Origin of the sequence: Hydrogenophaga sp., from assembly GCF_019264445.1 — a bacterium.
GTDB lineage: Bacteria > Pseudomonadota > Gammaproteobacteria > Burkholderiales > Burkholderiaceae_C > Hydrogenophaga.
In genome coordinates this window covers 20,806-42,136 of the sequence record NZ_JAHVAB010000029.1, presented here as the reverse complement: position 1 = coordinate 42,136, position 21,331 = coordinate 20,806, and the positions used below count along the sequence as shown (strand labels likewise).

The 21,331-nt window shown below is 67.6% G+C and carries 20 protein-coding genes; 10 read left to right on the top strand and 10 right to left on the bottom strand.

Annotation, left to right across the window (positions count from 1 at the left end):
- The first annotated feature begins 64 nt into the window (after window positions 1-64).
- The 5 genes from KXJ60_RS04255 to KXJ60_RS04235 all read left to right on the top strand — a co-directional run bounded on the left by KXJ60_RS04255 (window position 65) and on the right by KXJ60_RS04235 (window position 6,454).
- Window positions 65-1,084 carry an ABC transporter substrate-binding protein gene (locus KXJ60_RS04255; RefSeq protein ID WP_291124409.1) on the top strand — a complete coding sequence of 340 codons (1,020 nt, stop codon included), beginning with the start codon at window positions 65-67 and terminating at the stop codon, window positions 1,082-1,084.
- A complete protein-coding gene (locus tag KXJ60_RS04250; RefSeq protein WP_291124407.1) occupies window positions 1,081-3,732 on the top strand; it encodes a PAS domain S-box protein in 2,652 nt (883 codons plus the stop codon). Before KXJ60_RS04255 ends, KXJ60_RS04250 begins: the two co-directional genes overlap by 4 nt.
- The gene (locus KXJ60_RS04245) at window positions 3,726-4,157 is read left to right on the top strand and encodes a universal stress protein (RefSeq protein ID WP_291124406.1); all 432 of its coding nucleotides are present in this window, start codon (window positions 3,726-3,728) and stop codon (window positions 4,155-4,157) included. The genes KXJ60_RS04250 and KXJ60_RS04245 overlap by 7 nt, the downstream gene beginning before the upstream one ends.
- A gap of 75 nt (window positions 4,158-4,232) precedes the next feature.
- Window positions 4,233-5,255: a methionine synthase gene (locus tag KXJ60_RS04240; protein WP_291124404.1), complete on the top strand. Its 1,023-nt coding sequence runs from the start codon at window positions 4,233-4,235 to the stop codon at window positions 5,253-5,255.
- Window positions 5,256-5,257: 2 nt separating this feature from the next.
- Window positions 5,258-6,454, top strand: a complete 1,197-nt coding sequence (locus KXJ60_RS04235; RefSeq protein ID WP_291124402.1) for a serine hydrolase domain-containing protein — start codon at window positions 5,258-5,260, stop codon at window positions 6,452-6,454.
- 79 nt (window positions 6,455-6,533) lie between these two features.
- Here KXJ60_RS04235 and KXJ60_RS04230 read toward each other — a convergent pair whose 3' ends face one another.
- Together KXJ60_RS04230 and KXJ60_RS04225 are read right to left on the bottom strand one after the other, a co-directional pair.
- Window positions 6,534-7,058, bottom strand: coding sequence for a chemotaxis protein CheW (locus KXJ60_RS04230; protein ID WP_291124401.1), 525 nt, complete (start codon window positions 7,056-7,058; stop codon window positions 6,534-6,536).
- A gap of 14 nt (window positions 7,059-7,072) precedes the next feature.
- Window positions 7,073-8,821, bottom strand: coding sequence for a methyl-accepting chemotaxis protein (locus KXJ60_RS04225; RefSeq protein WP_291124399.1), 1,749 nt, complete (start codon window positions 8,819-8,821; stop codon window positions 7,073-7,075).
- 195 nt (window positions 8,822-9,016) lie between these two features.
- On the opposite strand from KXJ60_RS04225, the gene KXJ60_RS04220 reads away from it, so the two are divergent.
- On the top strand, window positions 9,017-9,535 hold the full coding sequence (locus tag KXJ60_RS04220; RefSeq protein WP_291124397.1) for a cupin domain-containing protein: 519 nt from the start codon (window positions 9,017-9,019) through the stop codon (window positions 9,533-9,535).
- A gap of 127 nt (window positions 9,536-9,662) precedes the next feature.
- Window positions 9,663-10,385, top strand: coding sequence for a hypothetical protein (locus KXJ60_RS04215; RefSeq protein WP_291124395.1), 723 nt, complete (start codon window positions 9,663-9,665; stop codon window positions 10,383-10,385).
- Window positions 10,386-10,418: 33 nt separating this feature from the next.
- On the opposite strand, the gene KXJ60_RS04210 is transcribed toward KXJ60_RS04215, so the two are convergent.
- From KXJ60_RS04210 to KXJ60_RS04175, 8 genes are all read right to left on the bottom strand, one after another.
- Entirely contained in the window at window positions 10,419-12,677 is a 2,259-nt protein-coding gene (locus KXJ60_RS04210; RefSeq protein WP_291124393.1) for an ATP-binding protein, read from the bottom strand.
- Window positions 12,674-13,198 (bottom strand): hypothetical protein, encoded by a 525-nt coding sequence (locus KXJ60_RS04205; protein WP_291124391.1) that lies wholly within the window; start codon window positions 13,196-13,198, stop codon window positions 12,674-12,676. Before KXJ60_RS04205 ends, KXJ60_RS04210 begins: the two co-directional genes overlap by 4 nt.
- Before the next feature lie 28 nt (window positions 13,199-13,226).
- Window positions 13,227-14,318 carry a chemotaxis response regulator protein-glutamate methylesterase gene (locus tag KXJ60_RS04200; RefSeq protein WP_291124390.1) on the bottom strand — a complete coding sequence of 364 codons (1,092 nt, stop codon included), beginning with the start codon at window positions 14,316-14,318 and terminating at the stop codon, window positions 13,227-13,229.
- A 13-nt stretch (window positions 14,319-14,331) separates the two neighbouring features.
- The gene (cheD, locus tag KXJ60_RS04195; RefSeq protein WP_291124388.1) at window positions 14,332-14,988 is read right to left on the bottom strand and encodes a chemoreceptor glutamine deamidase CheD; all 657 of its coding nucleotides are present in this window, start codon (window positions 14,986-14,988) and stop codon (window positions 14,332-14,334) included.
- Window positions 14,975-15,865 (bottom strand): CheR family methyltransferase, encoded by an 891-nt coding sequence (locus tag KXJ60_RS04190; protein ID WP_291124386.1) that lies wholly within the window; start codon window positions 15,863-15,865, stop codon window positions 14,975-14,977. Before KXJ60_RS04190 ends, cheD begins: the two co-directional genes overlap by 14 nt.
- 56 nt (window positions 15,866-15,921) lie before the next feature.
- Window positions 15,922-18,066 carry a chemotaxis protein CheW gene (locus KXJ60_RS04185; protein ID WP_291124384.1) on the bottom strand — a complete coding sequence of 715 codons (2,145 nt, stop codon included), beginning with the start codon at window positions 18,064-18,066 and terminating at the stop codon, window positions 15,922-15,924.
- A 45-nt stretch (window positions 18,067-18,111) separates the two neighbouring features.
- Entirely contained in the window at window positions 18,112-18,474 is a 363-nt protein-coding gene (locus KXJ60_RS04180) for a response regulator (RefSeq protein ID WP_291124382.1), read from the bottom strand.
- Window positions 18,475-18,535: 61 nt separating this feature from the next.
- Window positions 18,536-18,979 carry a hypothetical protein gene (locus KXJ60_RS04175; protein WP_291124381.1) on the bottom strand — a complete coding sequence of 148 codons (444 nt, stop codon included), beginning with the start codon at window positions 18,977-18,979 and terminating at the stop codon, window positions 18,536-18,538.
- A 158-nt stretch (window positions 18,980-19,137) separates the two neighbouring features.
- Here KXJ60_RS04175 and KXJ60_RS04170 point away from each other — a divergent pair, with 158 nt between their 5' ends.
- From KXJ60_RS04170 to KXJ60_RS04160, 3 genes are read left to right on the top strand one after another with little or no spacing between them, the layout of a single operon-like run.
- Window positions 19,138-20,286 carry a response regulator gene (locus KXJ60_RS04170; RefSeq protein ID WP_291124379.1) on the top strand — a complete coding sequence of 383 codons (1,149 nt, stop codon included), beginning with the start codon at window positions 19,138-19,140 and terminating at the stop codon, window positions 20,284-20,286.
- A complete protein-coding gene (locus KXJ60_RS04165) occupies window positions 20,264-20,893 on the top strand; it encodes a response regulator transcription factor (protein ID WP_291124378.1) in 630 nt (209 codons plus the stop codon). Before KXJ60_RS04170 ends, KXJ60_RS04165 begins: the two co-directional genes overlap by 23 nt.
- 6 nt (window positions 20,894-20,899) lie before the next feature.
- On the top strand, window positions 20,900-21,286 hold the full coding sequence (locus tag KXJ60_RS04160) for a DUF2845 domain-containing protein (protein WP_291124376.1): 387 nt from the start codon (window positions 20,900-20,902) through the stop codon (window positions 21,284-21,286).
- Window positions 21,287-21,331 lie beyond the last annotated feature (45 nt).

Below are 21,331 nucleotides of genomic sequence, written 5' to 3'. Positions count from 1 at the left end.
CCCCTGAAGCTGCCAGAATGTTTTCATGAGCGATGGGGCGAGAGCGAGAGATGAATCCGGCGCAATGCCAGGCGGACGCAGCGTGAGCGGGCGGCCGTGGATGGCGCGCGCCCGCCGGAGCCTGCGCTGGCTGTCCCTTGTGGTGGCGCTGGGTGCGCTGGCCTGCAGCGAGCCCGCGCAGCCGCCGCTGATGGTGGGGGTCAATACCTGGGTGGGGTATGACCCGCTGGTGCTGGCCCGCGACCGCGAGGCGATCGATGCGCTGAAGGTCAAGGTGGTGGAGCTGGTGTCCAGCGCCGAGGCGGTGCGCCATCTGCGCAACGGCCTGCTGGACGCCGCCGGCCTCACGCTGGACGAAGCCCTGCGGCTGGTCGACAGCGGGTTCGGGGTGCGCATCGTCGCCCTGCTGGACACCTCGGCCGGAGCCGACATGGTGGTGGCCGCACCGCGCATCACCAGCCTGCAGCAGCTGCGTGGCGAGGCCATTGCGGCGGAAGACGCCACCGTGGCCACCCTCATGCTGGAGCGCCTGCTGCGCAAGGCCCGCCTGCGCCAGGACGATGTGACCGTGGTGCGCATGGACGCCACGCAGCACCTGACGGCGCTGCTGAGCGACCGCGTGGCCGCTGCGGTGAGCTACGCACCCATGAACGGCCCGATCCAGGCGCTCGGCTACCGCCCCATCTTTGACAGCCGCGAGATGCCCGGCCAGATCGTGGACGTGCTGGTGGTGCGCAACGAGGTGCTGGAGGAGCGCCCCGAGGCGGTGGACGCGCTCATGGGCGTGTGGGCCGCCGGCCTGAATGTGATGCAGCTCGACCCGCAGGGCGCGGCCGCCTCCATGGCCCCCGGGGCTGAGCTGACCCCCGCGCAGTACCAGTCGGTGCAGCAAGGCCTGCGTTTCTACTCGCCTGCCGAATCGTTGGCGCTGCTCAGCGGCCAGCCGCCGCTGCTGGCGCAGCAAAGCAGCGACATGGCCCAGCTGCTGCAGGAGCTGGGCCTGCTGCGCGAGCCGCCGAACTGGGCGAACCTGATTGACACCGGGCCCGCAGTGCGGGCGCGCGACGCCCAACCACTGCCATGAAGCCGGTGGCGCGCCTGCTCTCATTGCCCGCGCGCTGGCTTGCACCGTTGCTGCTGGCGGCATTCGCGCTCACCACCACCGCCGTCAACCTGGGCTTTCAATGGCGCCAGGTGGATCAGCAGGTGACCGAGAACGAATCGCGGCGCCTGCGCGAACGCCTGGGCGCCGAGCAAAGCCGCCTGAGTGCCGAAGGCGGCAATGCCAACCCGATGCTGGTGCGCCGGCTGGTGGGCAGCCTGGGTCTGTACAGCGGCATGCAGCACGCCCATCTGGTCGACGACAAGGGCGTGGTGCTGGCCTCGCTCAAGCGCACCGACATCGGCATGGCCTTCACCGATGTGCAGAGCCTCCACCCGGAGCTCCAGGGCATGCAGGCCTTGTGGGAGGGGGCGACGACGGGGGCGACCTTGCAGGTGGTGCGTCCCCCGGGCTCGTCGCTGCTGTTCGGGCGCGCGGCGCTGGAGCCGGGGCGAGAGCTGGTCACGGTGGTCGACCTGAGCCAACCCATGGCCGTGCGGCTGGCGGGCCTGCGCAGGCAGGTGGTGAACGAAGGCGTGGTGCTGGCGGTGCTGGTGGGCCTGCTGGCCCTGTTGCTGCACCGGGTGTGGTTCCGCCGCGCCGAACAGCTGGCCCGTGCCCTCACGACCATGGGCGAAGGCCACCTGCAGGCGCGCACCGGGCTGCAGGGCCGTGACGAGCTGGCGCTGATCGGCGCGGCGGCCGACCGCATGGCCGAGCGCCTGCAGGCCAGCCACGCCCAGCTCCAGCGCCTCAACGACGTGGTGGACCGCTCGCCGCTGGTGGTCATCGAGTGGTTCAACGTGGTGGGCTGCCCCATTCACTATGTGAGCCCGTCGATTGCCCAATGGGGTTACGCGCCCGAGCCGCTGTTGCAGGGGCGCATGACCTACGACGACCTGATCCACCCCGACGATGTCGCCCAGGTCAACCGCGAGATCGACCACTACATCGACCACGGACCCGACCACTACCGCCAGGAATACCGCCTGCGCTGTGCCGACGGCCGCTGGATCTGGATCGACGACCGCAGCTCGCTCACGCGCGATGCGCAGGGACGGGTCACCGGCATCAGCGGTGTGTTGCTCGACATCACCGTGCAGAAAGAGGCGCAGATCGCCCAGCGCGAGCAGGCCGAGTTCCAGCGGCTGTTCTACGAACTGCCCCTGATCGGCATGGCCATCTCGTCACCGCACAGCACGCGGTGGATGCAGGTCAATGACCGGCTGTGCGAGATCATGGGCTACCCGCGCGAGCAACTCCTGAAGATGACCTGGAGCGAGATGACGCCAGCGCCGGATCTGGAGCGCAACCTCGTGCTGTTCGAGCAGATGAAGGCTGGAGAGATCGACAGCTACCAGATGCAGAAGCGCTACTGGCGCATGGACGGCAGTCTGGTGCACACCGAGATCCATGTGCGCGCGGTGCGCGACCCCGACGGCACGCTCAAGCACCTGTTTGCCACCGTGCAGGACATCACCGAGCGCCTGCAGACCAGCCAGGCACTGAGCGACCAGAAGCGGCTGCTCGAGCAGGCCGAGGCCATGGCCGGGCTGGGCAGCTGGCTGTACGACACGCACACCCGGCACGTGTGGTGGTCGCGCCAGATGTACCGCAACATCGGCCGCGACGAAGCGCTGGGCCCGCCGCCCGACCTGAAGGCGTACCTCGACTGCCTGCACCCCGAAGACCGCGAGCGGGCCGATCGTTTCATGCGCACCGGGCCGGCGCGCGCCGGGCGCCGCCATGCCGAGTTCCGCCGCCATCCCGCGCTGGGCCCGGAGCGCTGGTTCCGGGGCAGCGTGGAATGCCGCGCCTTGCCCGATGGCGCCGGCTTCCACTACAGCGGCATCCTGCTGGACATCACGCAGCTGCGGCACGCGCAGACCAACCTGGAGCGCATCAACGCCCGGCTGGAGCAGCGCGTGGTCGAGCGCACCGAACAGCTGAGCGCGGCCAACCGCGAGCTCGAGGCGTTTTCGTACACCGTCTCGCACGACCTGAAGGCGCCGCTGCGCGGCATCGATGGCTACAGCCAGCTGCTCCAGGAAGAGCATGGCGCGCGGCTGGACGAAGAAGGCCGCCAGTTCATCCACCGCATTCGCCGTGGTGTGCAGCAGATGGGTGCACTGATCTCCGACCTGCTGGACTACTCGCGCATGGAGCGGCGCACCATGGAGCAGCAGCAGGTGGACCTGCAGCAGCTGGTGGAGCTGGTGCTCGAAGGCCACGCGGCCGACATCACCGCCTCACGCACCGTGGTCACGCAACGGCTCGAACCCATGACGCTGCAGCTGGACCGCGAAGGGCTGGCGGTGGCGCTGCGCAACCTGGTGGGCAACGCCATCAAGTTCAGCCAGAGCCAGGCGCAGCCGCAGGTGGAAATCGGCGCGCGCAGCGAGCCCGAGCGGCGCTTGCTCTGGGTGCGCGACAACGGCGTGGGGTTCGACATGAAGTACCACGACCGCATCTTCGGCATCTTTCAGCGCCTGCAGCGCGCCGAGGACTACGCGGGCACTGGCGTGGGCCTGGCGCTGGTGGCCAAGGCCGTGCAGCGCATGGGTGGGCGCGTGTGGGCCGAGAGCCAGCCCGGTCAGGGTGCCACTTTCTATATGGAGTTCCCATGCTGAAAATCCTCATCCCCATCGACGGCTCTTCGCACGCGCTGCTGGCCGTGCACCACGCCTTGCGGCTGGTGGGCGCTGGCCTGAAGGCGCGCTTCGTGGTGGCCAATGTGCAGGCGTCGGCCAACCTCTATGAAATGGTGGTGGCGCACGATCCGGGCGTCTTGCAGAAGGTGAGCGAATCGGCCGCGCGCGATCTCTTGCGCCCGGCCGTGGCCCTGCTGAGCGCGGCCGGCGTGCAGGTGGAGTCGGCCATGGCGAGTGGCGACGCCGCGCAGCAGCTCGCCGAGATCATCGAGCGACACGGCTGTGACGCCGTCTTCATGAGCACGCATGGCGGTGGTCTGCGCTCGGCGGTGCTGGGTTCGGTGTCGCAAGAGATCGTGCAACGCTCGCCGGTGCCGGTCACGCTGGTGCGCGTGCCCGGGTGAATTCACCCGCAGCGCACGCTGTGTGGCCTGCGTGGCTAAGATGCCCCGGCCCTTCAGAACCCCACAGGAGACCCCATGTTTGACACCGCGATTGCAGGCAGCCTGCCCAAACCCGCCTGGCTGGCCGAAACGCAAAAACTTTGGCCGCAATGGAAAGCGCAAGGCGCTGAACTGCTGCAAGCCAAGGCCGACGCCACGCTGCTGTGGATCAAGGCGCAGGAAGACGCCGGGCTGGACGTGATCGGCGACGGCGAGCAGGCGCGCCAGCACTTCGTGCACGGCTTTGTGGAGCACGTCGAAGGCATCGACTTCGTCAACAAGGTCACCATGGGCATCCGCAACAACCGCTACGACGCGCAAGTGCCGCAAGTGGTGGCACCGCTGCGCCTGAAAGGGCGCGTGCACGCCTTCGAAGCGCAGCTGGCGCGCCAGCACACGAAGAAGAAGCTCAAGTTCACCTTGCCCGGGCCCATGACCATCGTCGACACCGTGGCCGACCGCTTCTACGGCGACAAGGTCAAGATGGCCATGGCCTTTGCCGAACTGCTCAACCAGGAAGCGCTGGCCCTGCAGGCCGACGGCGTGGACATCATCCAGTTCGACGAACCCGCCTTCAACGTCTACATGGCCGAGGCGGCCGACTGGGGCGTGGCCGCGCTGGAGCGGGCCGCACAGGGCCTGACCTGCACCACCGCCGTGCACATCTGCTACGGCTACGGCATTGAAGCCAACGTGAAGTGGAAGGAAACTCTGGGCGACCAGTGGCGCCAGTACGAACAGGTGTTCCCCGCGCTGGCCAAGAGCCGCATCGACCAGGTGAGCCTGGAGTGCTTCCAATCCCATGTGCCGCCCGAGCTCATGAAGCTGCTCGAAGGCAAGCAGGTGATGGTGGGCGTGATCGATGTGGCCAGCGACGTGGTGGAAACGCCCGAACAGGTGGCCGACACCATTGGCCTGGCGCTGCAGTACGTGGCGAAGGACAAGCTCATTGCCTGCACCAACTGCGGCCTGGCGCCCATGAGCCGCGAAGTGGCCATGGCCAAGCTCGAAGCGCTGGCCCAGGGCGCCGCACTGGCGCGCCAGCGCTACGGCAGCTGAGCATGCACGGCCTGCCCACCGCCGCACCCGCCGACGTGGGGCTGTGCCCTGAACGCACGCAGCGCATCGTGCAGGCGCTCCAGCGCGACGTGGACCGGGGCCGCCTGCCTGGCGCGGCCGTGCTGGTGGCAAGGCATGGCCGCGTGGTGCTGGACGCCGCCGTGGGCCGGCGCGACCCCGCGCAAGATGACGCCATGGGCACCGATGCGATCTTCCGCATCTACTCCATGACCAAGCCCATCGTCTCGGTGGCCGCGCTCATGCTGGTGGAGCAGGGCAGGCTGCTGCTGAGCGACCCGGTGGGCCTGTATGTGCCCGGCTTCCTGCAGCAGCAGGTGGCGGTGCCCGGGCCGCATGGCGTGGCGCTGGTGCCCGCTGCGCAACCCAGCACCGTGCAAGACCTGCTGCGCCACACCGCCGGCCTCACCTACGAGTTCACCGGCAACGGCCATGTGAACGCGCTCTACGCCCGAGCCGGCCTGGGCAGCCGCCAGCAGACCAATGCCGAGCTGTGCGAACGCCTGGCCGCGCTGCCGCTGGCGCACCAGCCCGGCACCACCTGGGCCTACAGCCGCGCCACCGACGTGCTGGGCCGCGTGATCGAAGTGGTGACCGGCCAGCCGCTGGGCACCTTTCTGCGGGAAGCCATCCTGCAACCCCTGGGCATGCACGAGACCGGCTTCTTTGTGCCGCCGGCGCAGCACCACCGCATTGCCGAAGCGTTTGAGCACGACCCCGACGGCGGCACCCAGATGCCCATGCACGATCCGCGCGAAGTGCCCGCGCTGGAGATGGGCGGCGGGGGGCTCATGTCCACCCTGCACGACTACGCGCGCTTCCTGCAATGCCTGTGCAACGGCGGTGAGCTGCAGGGCGAGCGCCTGCTCTCGCCCCACACCGTGGCCTGGATGACCGCCGACCACCTGGGCAGCGCCGTGGCCCATGCCAACAACCCGCTGCTGCCGCCCGGCCATGGCTTCGGGCTGGGCTTTGCGGTGCGCACGGCCGCAGGCGTCTCGCCCGTGCCGGGCTCGGTGGGCACCTACCACTGGAGCGGCATCGGGGGCACGCACTTCTTTGTCGACCCGTCGCAGGCGCTCTTCGCCATCTTCATGGCGCAGGCGCCCAACCAGCGGGTGCACTACCGCTCGCTCATGCGCGGCCTGGTGTATGGCGCGGTGCTGAGTCCACCCGGGTGATGGGTGGCGCTCCCGGCCTTCGCTGGCCGGGAGACATGGGCAGAATCCGGGGCACGCCCTGGCGGGGCGGCAAGGCCGCTCAGGCCGCTTCGGCCAGCTCGGCGGCGGGTGTCTGCTCCAGCAAGCCCATGTCGGCGCTGCCCATGAGCTTTTCGATGTCCATCAGGATGATCATCTGCTCGGGGTGGCTGGCATCGGGGCTGGCCATGCCGACCACGTGTTCGACGCACGCCGCATCGGTGAATTCGGGCGCGGGACGGATCTGGCCCGGGTCGAGCTCGATCACGTCGGACACCGAATCCACCACCACGCCCACCACGCGCCCCAGCACCGTCAGCACGATGGTCACGGTGTGGGTGTTGAAGGGCACATCGGTCATGCCGAACTTCACGCGCAGGTCGATCACGGGCACGATCACGCCGCGCAGGTTGAGCACGCCGCGCAGGTAGTCGGGCGCGTTGGCCAGGCGCGTGGGCTGTTCATAACCGCGGATCTCCTGCACCTTCAGGATGTCGATGCCATAGGCCTCGCTGCCCAGGCGAAAGCTGAGGAATTCGGCGGTGTGTGAGCCGCTGCGGGTGCTGCGCGTGTGGTCGTGTCGCATGGTGTGCTCCGGGGTCAAAAGGATTCCCAGTCGTCGCTGCCACCGGCGATGGCCACTTCGGTGCGCGCTGGCGCGGGCTTGGCAGGCCTGGAAGCGGCCTGCGGCGCAGCTTTCCTGGGTGCGGTGCCGGGCGCCGGCGGTGTGACGGGCTTGGCCGCCACCGTGCGCGCGGGGGGCGCAGCGGGTGGGCTGTAGGTGCGGGGTGTGGCCTGCTGCGTGTGGCCCGAGATCCGGAACACGGACACCGTCTGCACCAGATCGGAGGCCTGCGTTTTCAGGCTGCTGGCGGCGGCCGACATTTCTTCCACCAGCGCGGCGTTCTGCTGGGTCACCTGGTCCATCTGGGTGACGGCTTCGCCGATCTGGCTCACGCCATCGCTCTGCTCTTTGCTGGCTGCGCTGATCTCGCCCATGATGTCGGTCACGCGCCGCACGCTGTCCACCAGCTGGTGCATCGTGGCACCGGCCTTGTCCACCAGTGCATTGCCGATCTCCACGCGGTCCACGCTGTCGTTGATCAGCTGCTTGATTTCCTTGGCCGCCTGCGCGCTGCGCTGGGCGAGGTTGCGCACCTCACCGGCCACCACGGCGAAGCCTCGGCCCTGCTCGCCGGCCCGGGCCGCTTCCACCGCTGCATTGAGCGCGAGGATGTTGGTCTGAAAGGCAATGCCGTCGATGACGTTGATGATGTCGGCGATCTTGCGCGAGCTCTCATTGATGCCACGCATGGTGTCCACCACCTGGCTCACCACCTGGCCGCCCTCGACCGCCACGCTGGAGGCGCTTTGCGCCAGCTGGTTGGCCTGCGCCGCGTTGTCGGCGTTCTGGCGCACGGTGGACGACAGCTCTTCCATGGAGGCCGCCGTCTGCTCCAGCGCGCTGGCCTGGCTTTCGGTGCGAGCGCTCAGGTCGTGGTTGCCTTCGGAGATCTGCACGCTGGCGGTCGACACGGACTCGGAGCCCATGCGAACGGTGGAGACGACCTTGACGAGCGAGTCCTGCATGCGCTGCAGGGCCTGCAGCACCTGGCCGATTTCGTCGCTGGAATGGATGGCGATGCTGCTGGTGAGGTCGCCCTGGGCCACCCGCTCGGCCACCGCGAGGGCCTGGTTCAACGGTGCCGTGATCGAGCGCATGAGCCACATGCCCGCGGCGACCGCCACGGCCACCGCCACCACCAGCGCAACGGCCAGGGTGTTGCGCGCGTGCAGGTACGACTGCTCCGCGCTTGTGGCGGCGTCGTGGGCACCCTGGCTGTTCAGCTGCACCAGCTTCACAAGGCCCGCGCTGGCGTTGTCGAAGGCGGTCTGCGACTCGCCCTCCAGCAGCGCCCGGGCCTTTTCGTTCTCGTTGGCGCGAGACAGGGCGAGCATGCGATCGTGCACCTCGAGGTATTTCTTCCACTCGCTCTGGAAGGCATCGTGCAGGCGCTGTTCTTCGTCGCTGCTGATGAGCGCCACATAGCCTTTGTGTTCCTTGTCAAACGCCGCCAGGGAAGAGGCCATTGATTTTTCGATGCGATCCATGGACTGGGCGTCGGTCGCGACCACGTGGTGAAACTCCTCGGCGCGAAAGTCCGAGCTCTGCGTGTTCATCTGGTTGACGAGTTCGACGCTGGGCAGCCAGTTGTCGGTGATGGTCTGGGTGTCGGCCCGCATGGAGCCCATCTGGAGGAGCGCGATGGCCACGGTGGCGACCATCGTTGCGAGCAACAACGCCAGGGTGCCTGCCAGGCGTGTGGAGATCTTGATGTTTTTGAGCATGATCCTGTGGGGTCGACGAGACGCAGGGAGCCCATGTTTTATGGGCGAACGAGGGTTTTCGTGATCCTGTCATCGCCCGCTCCAGTTCAAACTTGAACGACGGCGTGAGAATAGGTGTGACGAACGTGCACGAATGCACGCACGCGCTGCGGGCGGCCACTGGCGCCGCCCACCACGACCCAGGAGACCGACCACATGGCCCACGACCACCCGCATCACGACGACGACCACCACCACGAAGGGCACGGGCCTGCGCCCGCCTGGAAGCACGACGGCGTGCGCGTGGTCCCCGGCAACCAGCTCGATGGCAACGTGCCATCCACCCCCGGCATGGACCGCAAGGCCGCCATCAACTTCGCGCGCGTGGGTGCACAAAAGCTCTGGGCCGGGACCGTGACCATCCACGCCAACGCCAAGACGGGAGCCCACCACCATGGCCCGCTGGAGAGCGTGATCTATGTGGTGAAAGGCCGCGCGCGCATGCGCTGGGGCGAACACCTGGAGTTCACCGCCGAGGCCGGCCCGGGCGACTTCATTTATGTGCCGCCTTTCGTGCCCCACCAGGAAATCAACGCCAGCCCGACCGAGGTGCTGGAGTGCGTGCTGTGCCGCAGCGACGGCCAGGCGGTGGCCGTGAACCTGGACATCGAGCCGGTCGAGAAGCCCGAGCAGGTGCTCTGGGTCGACCCCACCCACCCCACCGGCGGGGTCTGAAGCCGACCGCCTGCCCGCGCGCGGCGGGGGTTGAAAAATAGCGCTCAAGTTCTCCAGCAGGGCGCCGAAAACCCGAACAAGAACACCGGGCCTGTTTCTGCCCGGTGGCTGCCTTAAGGGGAAGCCCATGCTGAACATCTCAAGCACCACGCCCGTGTCCTGGCCGACCCCGGTGTCGACTGCGGTCGCGCCGGTGTCACCGGTGTCTGCCGTGCAGCCCGTCCAGGCGGGTGGCAACGACGCCAAGACCCAGATGGGCTTTGGCCGCGACGGCCGGGCCGCGCAGCCGCACACCCCCGATGCGGCGGCAGGCTCGTCGCAGCGCGCGGCGGCCGACGGAGCGCCTTCCCTGCCCGCTGAAGCGGCCGGCGCGCCCGCGCCGCAAGATCCGGTCGCGCAGCGCAAGCTCAAGCAGGAGGCGGCGCAGGCCGCCGAGCAGGCCAGGGCGAAGGACAAACAGGCGGTGGAGCACTTGCAGAGCGTGCTCTCGCGCATGTGGGAAGCCAGCGCGGCCGTGGTGGGCAATGCGCTGGGCATCGAGCCGCCCAAAGGCAGCGAGCTGCCCGGCACGCAGAGCGACACCGCCCCCGATCTGTCGGCCGTGGCCGCTTCCCTGATCCCGCGCAAACTGCCGGTGCCCGAGCGGGCCTCGCGCAGCGCACCACAGCCGTTGCCGCTGCCAGATCTTCCCGGCCAGTCGCAAGTTGGTGGGGGTGCCGAGGCCGTCCAGTCCGATGCCGTGGCCATGGCCGAACCGATGGCCGCCGAACAGGTGGTGGCCTACGACGAACATGGCAACAGCAGCCTGGCACCCCTGGAAGCCGGCAGCCTGATCAGCGAACGCGTCTGATCGCCCGCCTGGGCGGCGCGCCGCCGTCCTCGTTCAGGCAGCGGCTGGCGCCGCGTTGCGCAGCAGGCCGGGCAAGACCGCCATGGTGTCGCGAATGTCCACGTTGAGCGTTTCGCGCAAGTCGCGCAGCGTGCGCATGTCGCCGGCCTGACCCGATTTCTCGATGTCCGCGGCCACCGCCACCAGCGCACGCAAACCCATCAACATGCACGAACCCTTCAGGCGGTGCGCCTGGTAGACGATGGCCTCCAGGTCTTCATCGACCAGGGCTTGTTGCAGCACCAGCGCGGTGCCCTCCGGGCCCTTGAAAAGCATGTCCAGCAGCTGCTCGAACATCTCGCGCGGCATCATTTCCATGAGCTCGGCGTGCACCTGGGCATCGACGAGCTGCTGCACGTTGCGCGTGGGGCGCGCGGGCATTTCCAGCGGCGCGGGCAAGGTGTCGGCGCTGCCTTCGAGCAGACCGCAGCGCCGCAGCGCGCGGCGCAGGTCGGCTTCCTGCATGGGCTTGGGCGCGAATTGCGTGACACCGGCGGCCAGGGCTTTTTCCTTGGTGTCGTTCACCACATCGGCCGTCACCATGATGATCGGCACCTGCCCGGCGGGCGAGGGCAGCAGGCGGATCTCGGCGGCCGTGGCGATGCCGTCCAGCACGGGCATGTGGTAGTCCAGCAGCACCGCGTCAAAGGTCTCGCGGTTGAGCATCTGCAGGGCTTCAAAACCGTTCTCGCAGAACACGGCCTCGTGGCCCATGCGGTTGATCAACAGGTTGAGGTACTTGAGGTTGACCGGGTGATCTTCGGCCACCAGCAGGCGCAGCCGGCGCGTGGGCGTGCGCCGGCGCTCCCAGGCCTCGTCGTCCAGCTGCAGGATGGCGTCGACCGCGGGCGCGGTGGTGGGCGGCAGGCGCAGCGTCACCACAAAAATGGAACCCTTGCCCGGCGTGCTCGAGACGGTGATGTCGCCGTCCATCATGCGGGCGAGGGTGCGCGAAATCTCCAGCCCGAGGCCCGAGCCGCCAATGCGCCGGCGCAGCGTGTTGTCGGCCTGGTAGAAGCGGGTGAACAGGTTGGCGACGGTGGCCGCGTCCATGCCGATGCCGCTGTCCTGCACCGTCATGCGGATGCCGTCCTTGCGCGCGCGGTCGGGCTCCAGGATCACCTCGATGCTGCCTTGCTGCGTGAACTTCATGGCGTTGCTCACGAGGTTGTACAGAATCTGGCGCACGCGCGTCGGGTCGGCCAGCACCCAGGCCGGCAGGCCGTCTTCGCACAGGCAGCTCATCTTCACGCCCTTGTCGCTGGCCAGGGGTTCGAGCACGTTGGTCACCTCGTGCGCCATGGCCGCCAGGTTGACCGGCCCGGGCGTGAGCGTGCCGGACTCGATGGTGGAGACGTCCAGGATGTCGTTGACCACACCCAGCAGGTGCTGGGCCGAGTCGCTGGCAGTCTGGATGTAGTCGCGCTGTTCGCTGCTCAGGCGCGTGTCTTCCAGCAGCTTGAGCATGCCCAGCATGCCCTGGAATGGCGTGCGGATTTCATGGCTCATGTTCGCCAGGAAGACGCTCTTGGCCTGGTTGGCGGCTTCGGCCTGGTCGCGTGCGCGCGCGAGCTCCTTGCTCAGGGTCTGCAGGTTGGCGTACTGGCGCCATTGCTGGCGGATCTGGCGCACCAGGAGCGTGACGAACAGCAGCATGGCGATGACCTGGATCGTCGCCAGCGCGATCAGCAACATCCCCTGGCGGCGCAGCTGGTTGTTGCGCTCGTCCACGAAGCGCGCCACCGCGCGGTTGGCCTCGCGGGTGAGTTCGCTCAAGGCCGGCGCGATGGCATCTGCCGCGGCGTGCACGCTGGCCAGCGCGGCGCGGTCGGCCATCAGCCGGCTCGGGTCGCGGAACATCGGGTCGGTCAGGTTCTTGAATTCGTCAATCTGCCGCAGCGTGGCGTCAAAACCGCCCCAGGCTTCGAGCAGGTCGCGGCGTGGAATGTCCCGCAGCAGGTTGATGCGGCTGAGAAAAATTTCATACCGCTCCTGCAGGTCTTCGGGGGCCATGCGTGAGTTGGGCTTGTCCGCTTCCAGCACCACCTGTTCGAGGTGGCCCAGCTCGCGCTCGAGCTGGTAGGCCTGCCACATGATGGAGTCCACCTGCCGTGCATCGGTGTCCTGCAGCATCTGCCACTGCCGCCACTGCAGCCAGCCCAGCGGAGTGAGCGTGACGAGCAGCAGGACGGTGATCGCCAGCGTCCAGTGTCTGGGACGCCAGGCGGCGAAGCCGGAGGGTTTTTTGTTCATTCGATGCTCATGCGCTTGAGTTGCCAGATCGAGCGTTCGTAGTAGACCGAGGAGCGCAGCGCGGCCTTGCTGTCAAAGGGATAGACCACGAACAGCGGCCCCTTGTCGCGCACCGCCATGGGCTGGTCGTCGAGCAGGCGCGCGACGATCACACCGTGTTCCTGGGCGTCGTCGAACGGAATGCGGATGGTGTAGTCGTTGATGGCCGTGGCGTTGATGGTCTTGCCCTTCGCCTTGACGGCGGCCAGCAGGTCGGAGAGCAGCGGGCCGGTGAACTTCACGGGGCGGTCGTACCAGGGGGTGCGCGTGGTGAAGCTGTGCTGTGGCAAGGCTTCGAGCATGGCCATGTCGAACACGGCTTCGCTGGCCCGGTTGGTCGCGCCCAGCTGGCCCGAAACGGTGAGGATGACGCGACCCTTGGGGGCGGACAGGCCGTCTGCCGCAGCGGACAGGGACAGCGCAGACAGTGCCAGGCCCGCGCCCAGCAGGAGCGCGCGGCGGGAGATCAGGGAGAAAGACATGAAAACTCCGAAGCGATGACCGTTGGCGTCATATCCGGTGTCTCACACCGGCGGGGGCATTGGCGAGGCGGGCCAACACCGCCGGCGCAATTTGGTTCAGGGGCAGCACCTCGTGGGCAGCCCCGTGTTGAATGGCCATGCGCGGCATGCCGAACACCACGCAGCTGGCTTCGTCCTGGACGTAGTTGTAGCTGCCGGCGTCTTTCATCTCGCGCATGGCCTGGGCGCCATCGGCACCCATGCCGGTGAGCATGATGCCCAAAGCATTGGGACCCAGTATGCGAGCGGCCGACTTGAACAGCACCTCGACCGACGGGCGGTGGCGGTTGACGGGCTCGGTGTCTTCCACCACCGCCACGTAGTTCGAGCCGCTGCGGTCGATGCGGAACTGGCGACCGCCGGGCGCAATGTAGGCGTGGCCGGGCAGGATGCGCTCGCCATCGCGCGCCTCGGCCACCCGGATGCGGCAGAGCGAATCCAGGCGGTTGGCAAAGCTGGTGGTGAAGCCCGGCGGCATGTGCTGGGTGATCACGATGGCGGGCGCGTCAGCGGGCATGGGCACCAGCACTTCGCGTATCGCCTCGGTGCCGCCGGTGGAGGAGCCGATGCAGATGATCTTTTCGGTGGACACGCGCGGCAGCGGCGCGCGCGGTGCAGCGGGTGCGCCGCTGGCCACAGGCGCCGCGCTGGGGGCGGGGCCGCCGGGCAGGCGCTTCACGTGCGCGGCGGCGGCCACGCGGATCTTGTCGACGATGTCGCCCGCGAGCTCGTTCAGGCCACTGCTCACGCCAATGCGCGGCTTGGCGACGAAGTCGACCGCGCCCATTTCGAGTGCGCGCAGCGTGATCTCGGCACCCTGCTCGGTGAGGGTGGAGACCATCACCACCGGCATCGGGCGCAGGCGCATCAGGCGCGACAGGAATTCCAGGCCGTCCATGCGCGGCATTTCCACGTCCAGCGTGATCACGTCCGGGTTGAGCTCGCGGATCATCTCGCGCGCCACCAGCGGGTCGCTGGCCGCGCCGATGCAGACCATGTCGTGCTGGCGGTTGATGATTTCGGTGAGCAGGCTGCGCACGAGCGCCGAGTCGTCCACCACCACCACTTTGATTTTTGCCATGTTGTTGTCTCCCTCAGAACAGATCGACCGAGCCACCTGCCACGGCCTTCGCAGCCACCACGGCGCTGCTCTTGCGTTCCTGCGTCTCCAGTGTCTCGGGGTGCGAATGCGCCAGGCGCTTGACCATGGCCTTGCCGGTGGCCGGGAAGTAGCAGACCTTGCGCGGATGGATGTCGAGCACGTCCTTGGAAATGACGGCAATGCGCTCGGTCTGCAGGTAGTCCAGCACAAAGGCGGTGTTGCGTTCGCCCACGTTCATGGTGGTGAAGGTGTGCATCACCTGGCCGCCCCCAAACACCTTGGCCTGCATGTGCTCGCGCCGCGCACCGAGCTTGATCATTTCGTTGATCAGCAATTCCATGGCGTAGGAGCCGTAGCGCCCGCTGGTGTCGCTGCCGCCATCGGGCAGCATGAAGTGGTTCATGCCACCCACGCGCACGCGCGGGTCCCAGATGCAGGCCGCAATGCACGAGCCCAGCACGGTCATCACCATCAGGTCTTCGGCGGTCACGTAGTACTCGCCGGGCAGCACCTTCACGGCGTCGTGCTTGAAGTGGTGGTCGTGGTAGAAAAAGCTGGCCTCGCCCGGCTTGGGTGGGCGCGCCTTGAGGGCGTCCAGGCGCGAGGTGCGCACCGGGGCCCGGGCAGGGGCAACGTCAAATGCGCTCATACACGGTCTTTCCGCGAAGGGCGAAGAGGTTGCGGGCGTCGCTGAAATTCTCGGCGTGGCCCACAAACAGCATGCCGCCGGGCTTCATCACGCGGTGGATGCGCTCGAGCACCGCGCGCTGCGTGCCGGCATCGAAATAGATCATCACGTTGCGGCAGAACACGACGTCGAACGGCTCGCGAAACGGCAGGTTCTCGATCAGGTTGACGCTCTGGAACTCCATGTGCTTCTGCAACTCGGGCTTCACGCGCATGAGGCCGGAGTTGCTGCCCTTGCCGCGCATGAAGAAGCGCTGCAGGCGCTCCGGGCTCAGGCCCTTGACGCCATCGGCCTTGTAGACGCCGCGCTGCGCGGTGGCCAGCACCTTGGTGTCGATGTCGCTGTTGACGATCTGGAACGAGCCCGACGTGCCGAGGGCTTCGGTGGCCGTCATGGCGATCGAGTACGGCTCTTCGCCGGTGGACGCGGCCGAGCACCAGATGCGCCAGGCCTGCGTGCGTTTGGTGGCCAGCAGGTCGTGCAGGATGCCGAAGTGGTGCTGCTCGCGAAAGAACGCGGTGAGGTTGGTGGTCAGCGCGTTGATGAATTCCTGCCACTCGGCGCCGTCGTGCTGCTCGAGCCAGTCGAGGTAGCTCTTGAAGCTGTCGTAGCCGGTTTCGCGCAGGCGCCGCGAGACGCGGCTGTAGACCATGGCGTGCTTGCCGTCGTGCAGGCTGATGCCCGCCTTCTTGTAGATGAGGGCCTTGATGCGCGAGAAGTCGGCGTCGGACCAGACGAACTCGCGACCTTCGGTGAGCGGGCCGTCGTCGCCAGCGGGTGCGCTCACCCGGCCCGTGGGCAGGCTGGAGCGCTTCGGGGAGGGGGTTTGCAGCAGCATGGTGTCCTGACTGTGGAGATGCGTGGGGCGCCAGGAAGGGGCGTGGACCCGGGTGTTCAGTGGCGCGAACGGCGCACCAGTCCAGACGTGTCCAGGATCAGCGCCACCTTGCCGTCGCCCAGGATCGTGGCGCCCGAGACGTTGGGCACCTTGCGGTAGTTGGACTCCAGGTTCTTGATCACCACCTGTTGCTGGCCGAGCAGTTCGTCGACCATGAGCGCCACGCGAGAGCCTTCGGCTTCCACCACCACCATGATGGGGCTGGTGCCGTTGAACTCGAAGCGCGGGACCTGGAACACGCGCTCCAGTTCGACCACGGGCATGTACTCGTCGCGCACCTTCACCACCTGGGCGCCCTGGCCCATGGTGTTGATGTCGGTGGGTTTGATCTGGAACGACTCGATCACGCTGGACAGCGGCAGGATGTACACCTCGTCGCTGACGCGCACGGACATGCCGTCCATGATGGCCAGCGTGAGCGGCAGGCGCACCGAGACGCGCATGCCGAAGCCTTCGGCCGAATCGATTTCCACCGTGCCGTTGAGCGCGGCGATGTTCTTCTTGACCACGTCCATGCCGACCCCGCGCCCGGAGACGTCGGTGACCTCTTCGGCGGTCGAGAAGCCGGGGGCAAAGATCAGGTTCCAGACCTCGCTGTCGGTCATCGAGTCGGGCGCGTCGATGCCTTTCTCGCGGGCCTTTTTCAGCAGCTTCTCGCGCGAGAGGCCTTTGCCGTCGTCGCGCACCTCGATCAGGATCGAGCCGCCTTCGTGCGTGGCCGACAGCGTGATCGTGCCGTGTTCGGTCTTGCCTTTGGCGCGGCGGTCTTCGGGCATTTCAATGCCGTGGTCGCAGCTGTTGCGGATCAGGTGGGTGAGCGGATCGGTGATCTTCTCCACCAGGCCCTTGTCGAGCTCGGTGGACTCGCCCTGCGTGACGAGCTCGACCTTCTTGCCCAGCTTGCTGGCGAGGTCGCGCAGCATGCGCGGGAAGCGGTTGAACACCACCGACATCGGAATCATGCGGATCGACATCACCGCTTCCTGCAGGTCGCGGGTGTTGCGGTCCAGGTCGGCCAGGCCCGCCAGCAGCGGTTGGTTGGCGCCGTCGTCGAGTTCGCGGCTCTTCTGCGCGAGCATGGCCTGGGTGATGACGAGTTCGCCCACCAGGTTGATGAGCTGGTCGACCTTGCTGACCGAGACGCGCAGCGTGCTCGATTCCAGGCCAGCGCCGGCCGGTGCGCGGGCTTCCGCCTTGGGGGCCGCCTTGGGTGCGGGGGTGCCGTCGGTGGCTGCCGTGGCGGCCGTGGCGCGCTCGGGCACGCCGGGAGCGCCTTCAAAGAAGCCGTAGTCGCGGCCTTCGGTGGTGGGGTTCGGGAAGCCTGTGCCCACGAGCACCTCGCCGCCATCGGCGCCGAGGGTCACGGCCGCAACGGCGGCCACCGGTTCGCTCACGGTGTTGTCCACGATGCGGATGTCGTCCTTGCCCACGTGGAAGGTGAACAGGTCCATCAGGTCGCCATCGCTGGCGCTGGTGCGGGCGCGCCAGACGCGCTTGGTGTTGAGGTCGCAGGGCAGGGCTTCCACCGTGCCCAGGCCCGGGATGTCGCGGAACAGCTCGGCGATGCCGTCGGCCTGCGCCGGGTTCTCCAGCGGACCGATGTGGATTTCGAGGTCGCGCTCGGCCTTGGCCGCCGCCTTGCGTGCGGGTGCCGGTGCGGGCGACGGCACGGGTGCGGCCACCACCGGCGCGGGGGCGGGCGCTGCGGGTTCGGCATCTTCGCCGTTGGCCAGCACGCTGATGCGGGCCACGAGATCGCCCGTGGCAGGCGGCTCGCCGCCGCGGCCCTGGTGGTTGCCCAGCAGGCCGCGCAGCGCGTCGGAAGATTCGAGCAGCACGTCCACCATGGCCGAGGTGGGGCTCAGTTCGTGGCGGCGCAGCTTGTCCAGCAGCGACTCCATCTGGTGCGTGAGTTCGGCCACGTCGGCAAAGCCGAAGGTGGCGGCGCCGCCCTTGATGGAGTGTGCGCAACGGAAGATCGCGTTGAGCTCTTCGTCGTCGGCTTTGTCCAGGTCCAGCGCGAGCAGCATCTGCTCCATCTGGTCGAGGTTCTCGCCGGCTTCTTCAAAGAAGATTTGATAGAACTGGCTCAGGTCGATGTTGTCGCCGAGGTTCTGGCCCTCGTTCATCATTTCACCCATGGTGAAACTCCTTGGCTGCTGGGGGAATGGCGCAGGGCGCCGGTTTCATCGAATGACTTTCTGGATGACTTCGATCAGGCGACCCGGATCGAACGGCTTGACCAGCCAACCGGTCGCACCGGCACTGCGGCCGAGCTGCTTCATCTGATCGCTGGACTCGGTGGTCAGGATCAGGATGGGAATGGTCTTGAACTTGGAGTGCTCGCGCAGCTTGCGCGTGAGCCCCAGCCCGTCCAGGTTGGGCATGTTCTGGTCGGTGAGCACTAGGTCGATGCTGTGCGTCTGGGCCTTTTCCCAGGCGTCTTGCCCGTCCACCGCCTCGACCACATGAAAGCCCGCCCCGGTGAGTGTGAAGGCCACCATTTTCCGCATGGACGCCGAGTCATCTACGGCAAGAATCGATCGCATGGCTTACTCCGTGTTTTGTCAAATATCGGCAATTGGGGCGATGGCTTGAATCGGCCCGTGCTCAGAACAGATCGATGGAGCCGGCGTCCATCTCGCTTTGCGTGACCGGGCTGGGTCGCTCGGGCATCGGGTCCAGATTGAGAGGTACTTCGCCTTCATCGGGCTCCATGGCCTGGTCGGCCAGGCGCCAGGCGCAGCTCTGCAGCACCTTGCCGGTGTGCACGATGAGTTGGGTGGCCATGTCGTGAAACTGCAATTCCGTCACGGCCTGGTGCAAGGTGTGTTGAATGGGGCCGAGCTCTTCGGCGCGTGTCACGCCCAGCTGGCCCAGGGCCTGGTTGGCCGAGCCGAAGCGCTCCAGCAGGTTGCTGGTGGCGTGGTCGAGCAGGCCTTCCAGGCGCTGGAGGTCGGTCATCGCCATCAACAGCGAATCCTGGAGGTCGGCCACCAGATTCACGGGCAGGGAGACAGACGGCGGGGTCTGCTGCATCGTCGGTAGTTCCATGGTGGTGCTCAGAGGGGCTCGGCGGTTGCTCGGGTATTACAATTTTCGACAGCTGGTCGTCTCTGTATCGACAGATAACGGGCCGAATTCAGTACCAATTTCTGCGTTGCGGTCCCGGCCCGAGGGCGCAAGGCGTTTCAGCCCCACACAACAAGCCCATGAGCGCACCGCCTGACACCACGGACAAGCGCTTTGTCCGCATCCTCCATCTGGAGGACTCCCGCGTGGACCATGCCCTGGTGAAGTTCGCGCTGCAACGCAGCCAGCTGGCCAGCGAGGTGACGCTGGTCGACACGCTGGACGACCTGCGCCGCGAGCTGGAGACGGCGCACTACGACATCGTGCTGGCCGACTACCACCTGCCCGGCTTCACCGGCATGGACGCCTGGGACATGGTGCGGGCGATGCCGATGGAGATTCCCTTCGTCATCCTGTCGGGCGCCATCGGCGAAACCGCGGCGGTGGATGCGATGCACCGGGGGGTGAGCGACTACTTGCTCAAGGACAGCATGCACCGGCTCTCGCACGTGATCGAGCGCGCCATCGAGATCAGCGAAACCCGGCGCGCCAAGGCAGCGGCCGACGCGGAGCTGGCCGAGTCGCGCCGCCGCCTCGCCGAGCTGGCCGAACACCTGCAGACCAGCATCGAGCAGGAGCGCGCCGACATCGCGCGCGAGATCCACGACGACATTGGCGGCGCGCTGGCGGCGGTCAAGCTCGACCTCGCCTGGGTGGGCCGGCACGCCCAGCAGGACGACATCCAGCGCCACCTCGGGTCGGCCATGGAGATGCTGCAGCACGCGCTGGGCGCGAGCCAGCGGATCATGATGAACCTGCGCCCCCCCATCCTGGACCAGGGGCTGGTGGCCGCCGTGCTCTGGCTGGCCGCCGGCTTCGAGCGGCGCACCGGCCTGCGCGTGGTGGTGCGCCGCTCTTCCGAGCAGCTGGACGTGCCGCGCGAGATCCAGCTGGTGGCGTACCGCACCGCGCAGGAAGCGCTCACCAACGTGAGCAAACATGCGCAGGCCAGCGCGGTCGACATCGACCTGAGCGACCGCGAAGGCGTGCTGACGCTCGAAGTCTCCGACAACGGTCAGGGGCTGGACGCACAAGCCCTGCGCAAGGCCAAGTCGTTTGGCCTGCTCGGCCTGCGCGAGCGTGCCGCCAAGGTCGGCGGCTGGCTCGATGTGAGCTCATCTCCCCGGGGCACATCGGTCATTCTGTCGGTGCCCCTGACGTCTTCCAGCAACCCGGACAATGCGGCCAACGCCGACGAGGAACCCCATGATCAAGGTGATTTTGTGTGACGACCACGCCATGGTGCGGCGCGGCATCCGCGACACCATTTCGGAAGCCACCGACATCCAGGTGGTCGGCGAAGCCAGCAGCTATCCCGAACTGCGCGACCTGATGCGCAAGGTCTCGTGCGACGTGCTCGTGCTCGACCTCAACATGCCCGGGCGCGGCGGCCTGGAGGTGCTGGGCACGCTCAAGGAAGAGGGCTCCACCGTCAAGACGCTGGTGGTGTCCATGTACCCGGAAGACCAGTACGCCATCCGCTGCCTGCGCGCCGGGGCACGCGGCTACCTCAACAAGGCCGGTGAGCCGGCCGAGCTGGTGGCCGCCATCCGCACCGTGATGCAGGGGCGCAAGTACGTCACGGCCGATGTGGCGCAGATGCTGGTGGACACGCTCAATGCCCCGGAAACCGAAGAGCTGCACGCCAGCCTGTCCGAGCGCGAGCTGCAGACGCTGCAGAAGATCGCCTCGGGCAAAAAACTCTCCGACATCGCCGAAGAGCTCATGCTCAGCCCCAAGACCGTGAGCGTGTACCGCGCGCGCGTGCTCGAAAAGCTGCACCTGGCGAACAACGCCGAGCTCACCGTCTACGCGATCCGCAACGGCATCGTGTAGCCCGCCATGCCCGCCGCCTTCTTCCCTGCGCAGTGGCCCACCGTTCGCGCGGGGGTGTGGGGAGCGGCGCTGGTGCTGGCATCGTGGCTGGGCGGTGCCGCGCCCGCGCAGGCGGAGTCGCTGCGCTGCACGGGTGGCATTGCCTCGGAAGGCGACTCGCGCCTGGCGCTGGTGGCCAAGTGCGGCCCGCCAGTGCTGAGCGACACCTACTGCGCGCCGGTGTACCAGGGTTCGTCGGCCTACCCCGTGCCCGAGCCGTACGCCAGCCGCATCGTGCCCTGCCAGCCCACCGAAGAATGGCTGTACGACCGGGGCCCGGGCCAGCTGTGGGCCACGGTGCGCCTGCGCTCGGGCTCGGTGCTCTCCATCACCTACGGCCTCACGCCGCGCTGAGCCATCGCTGCGCGCCGCATACCCCTTGGGGGTACTGCGGAATAA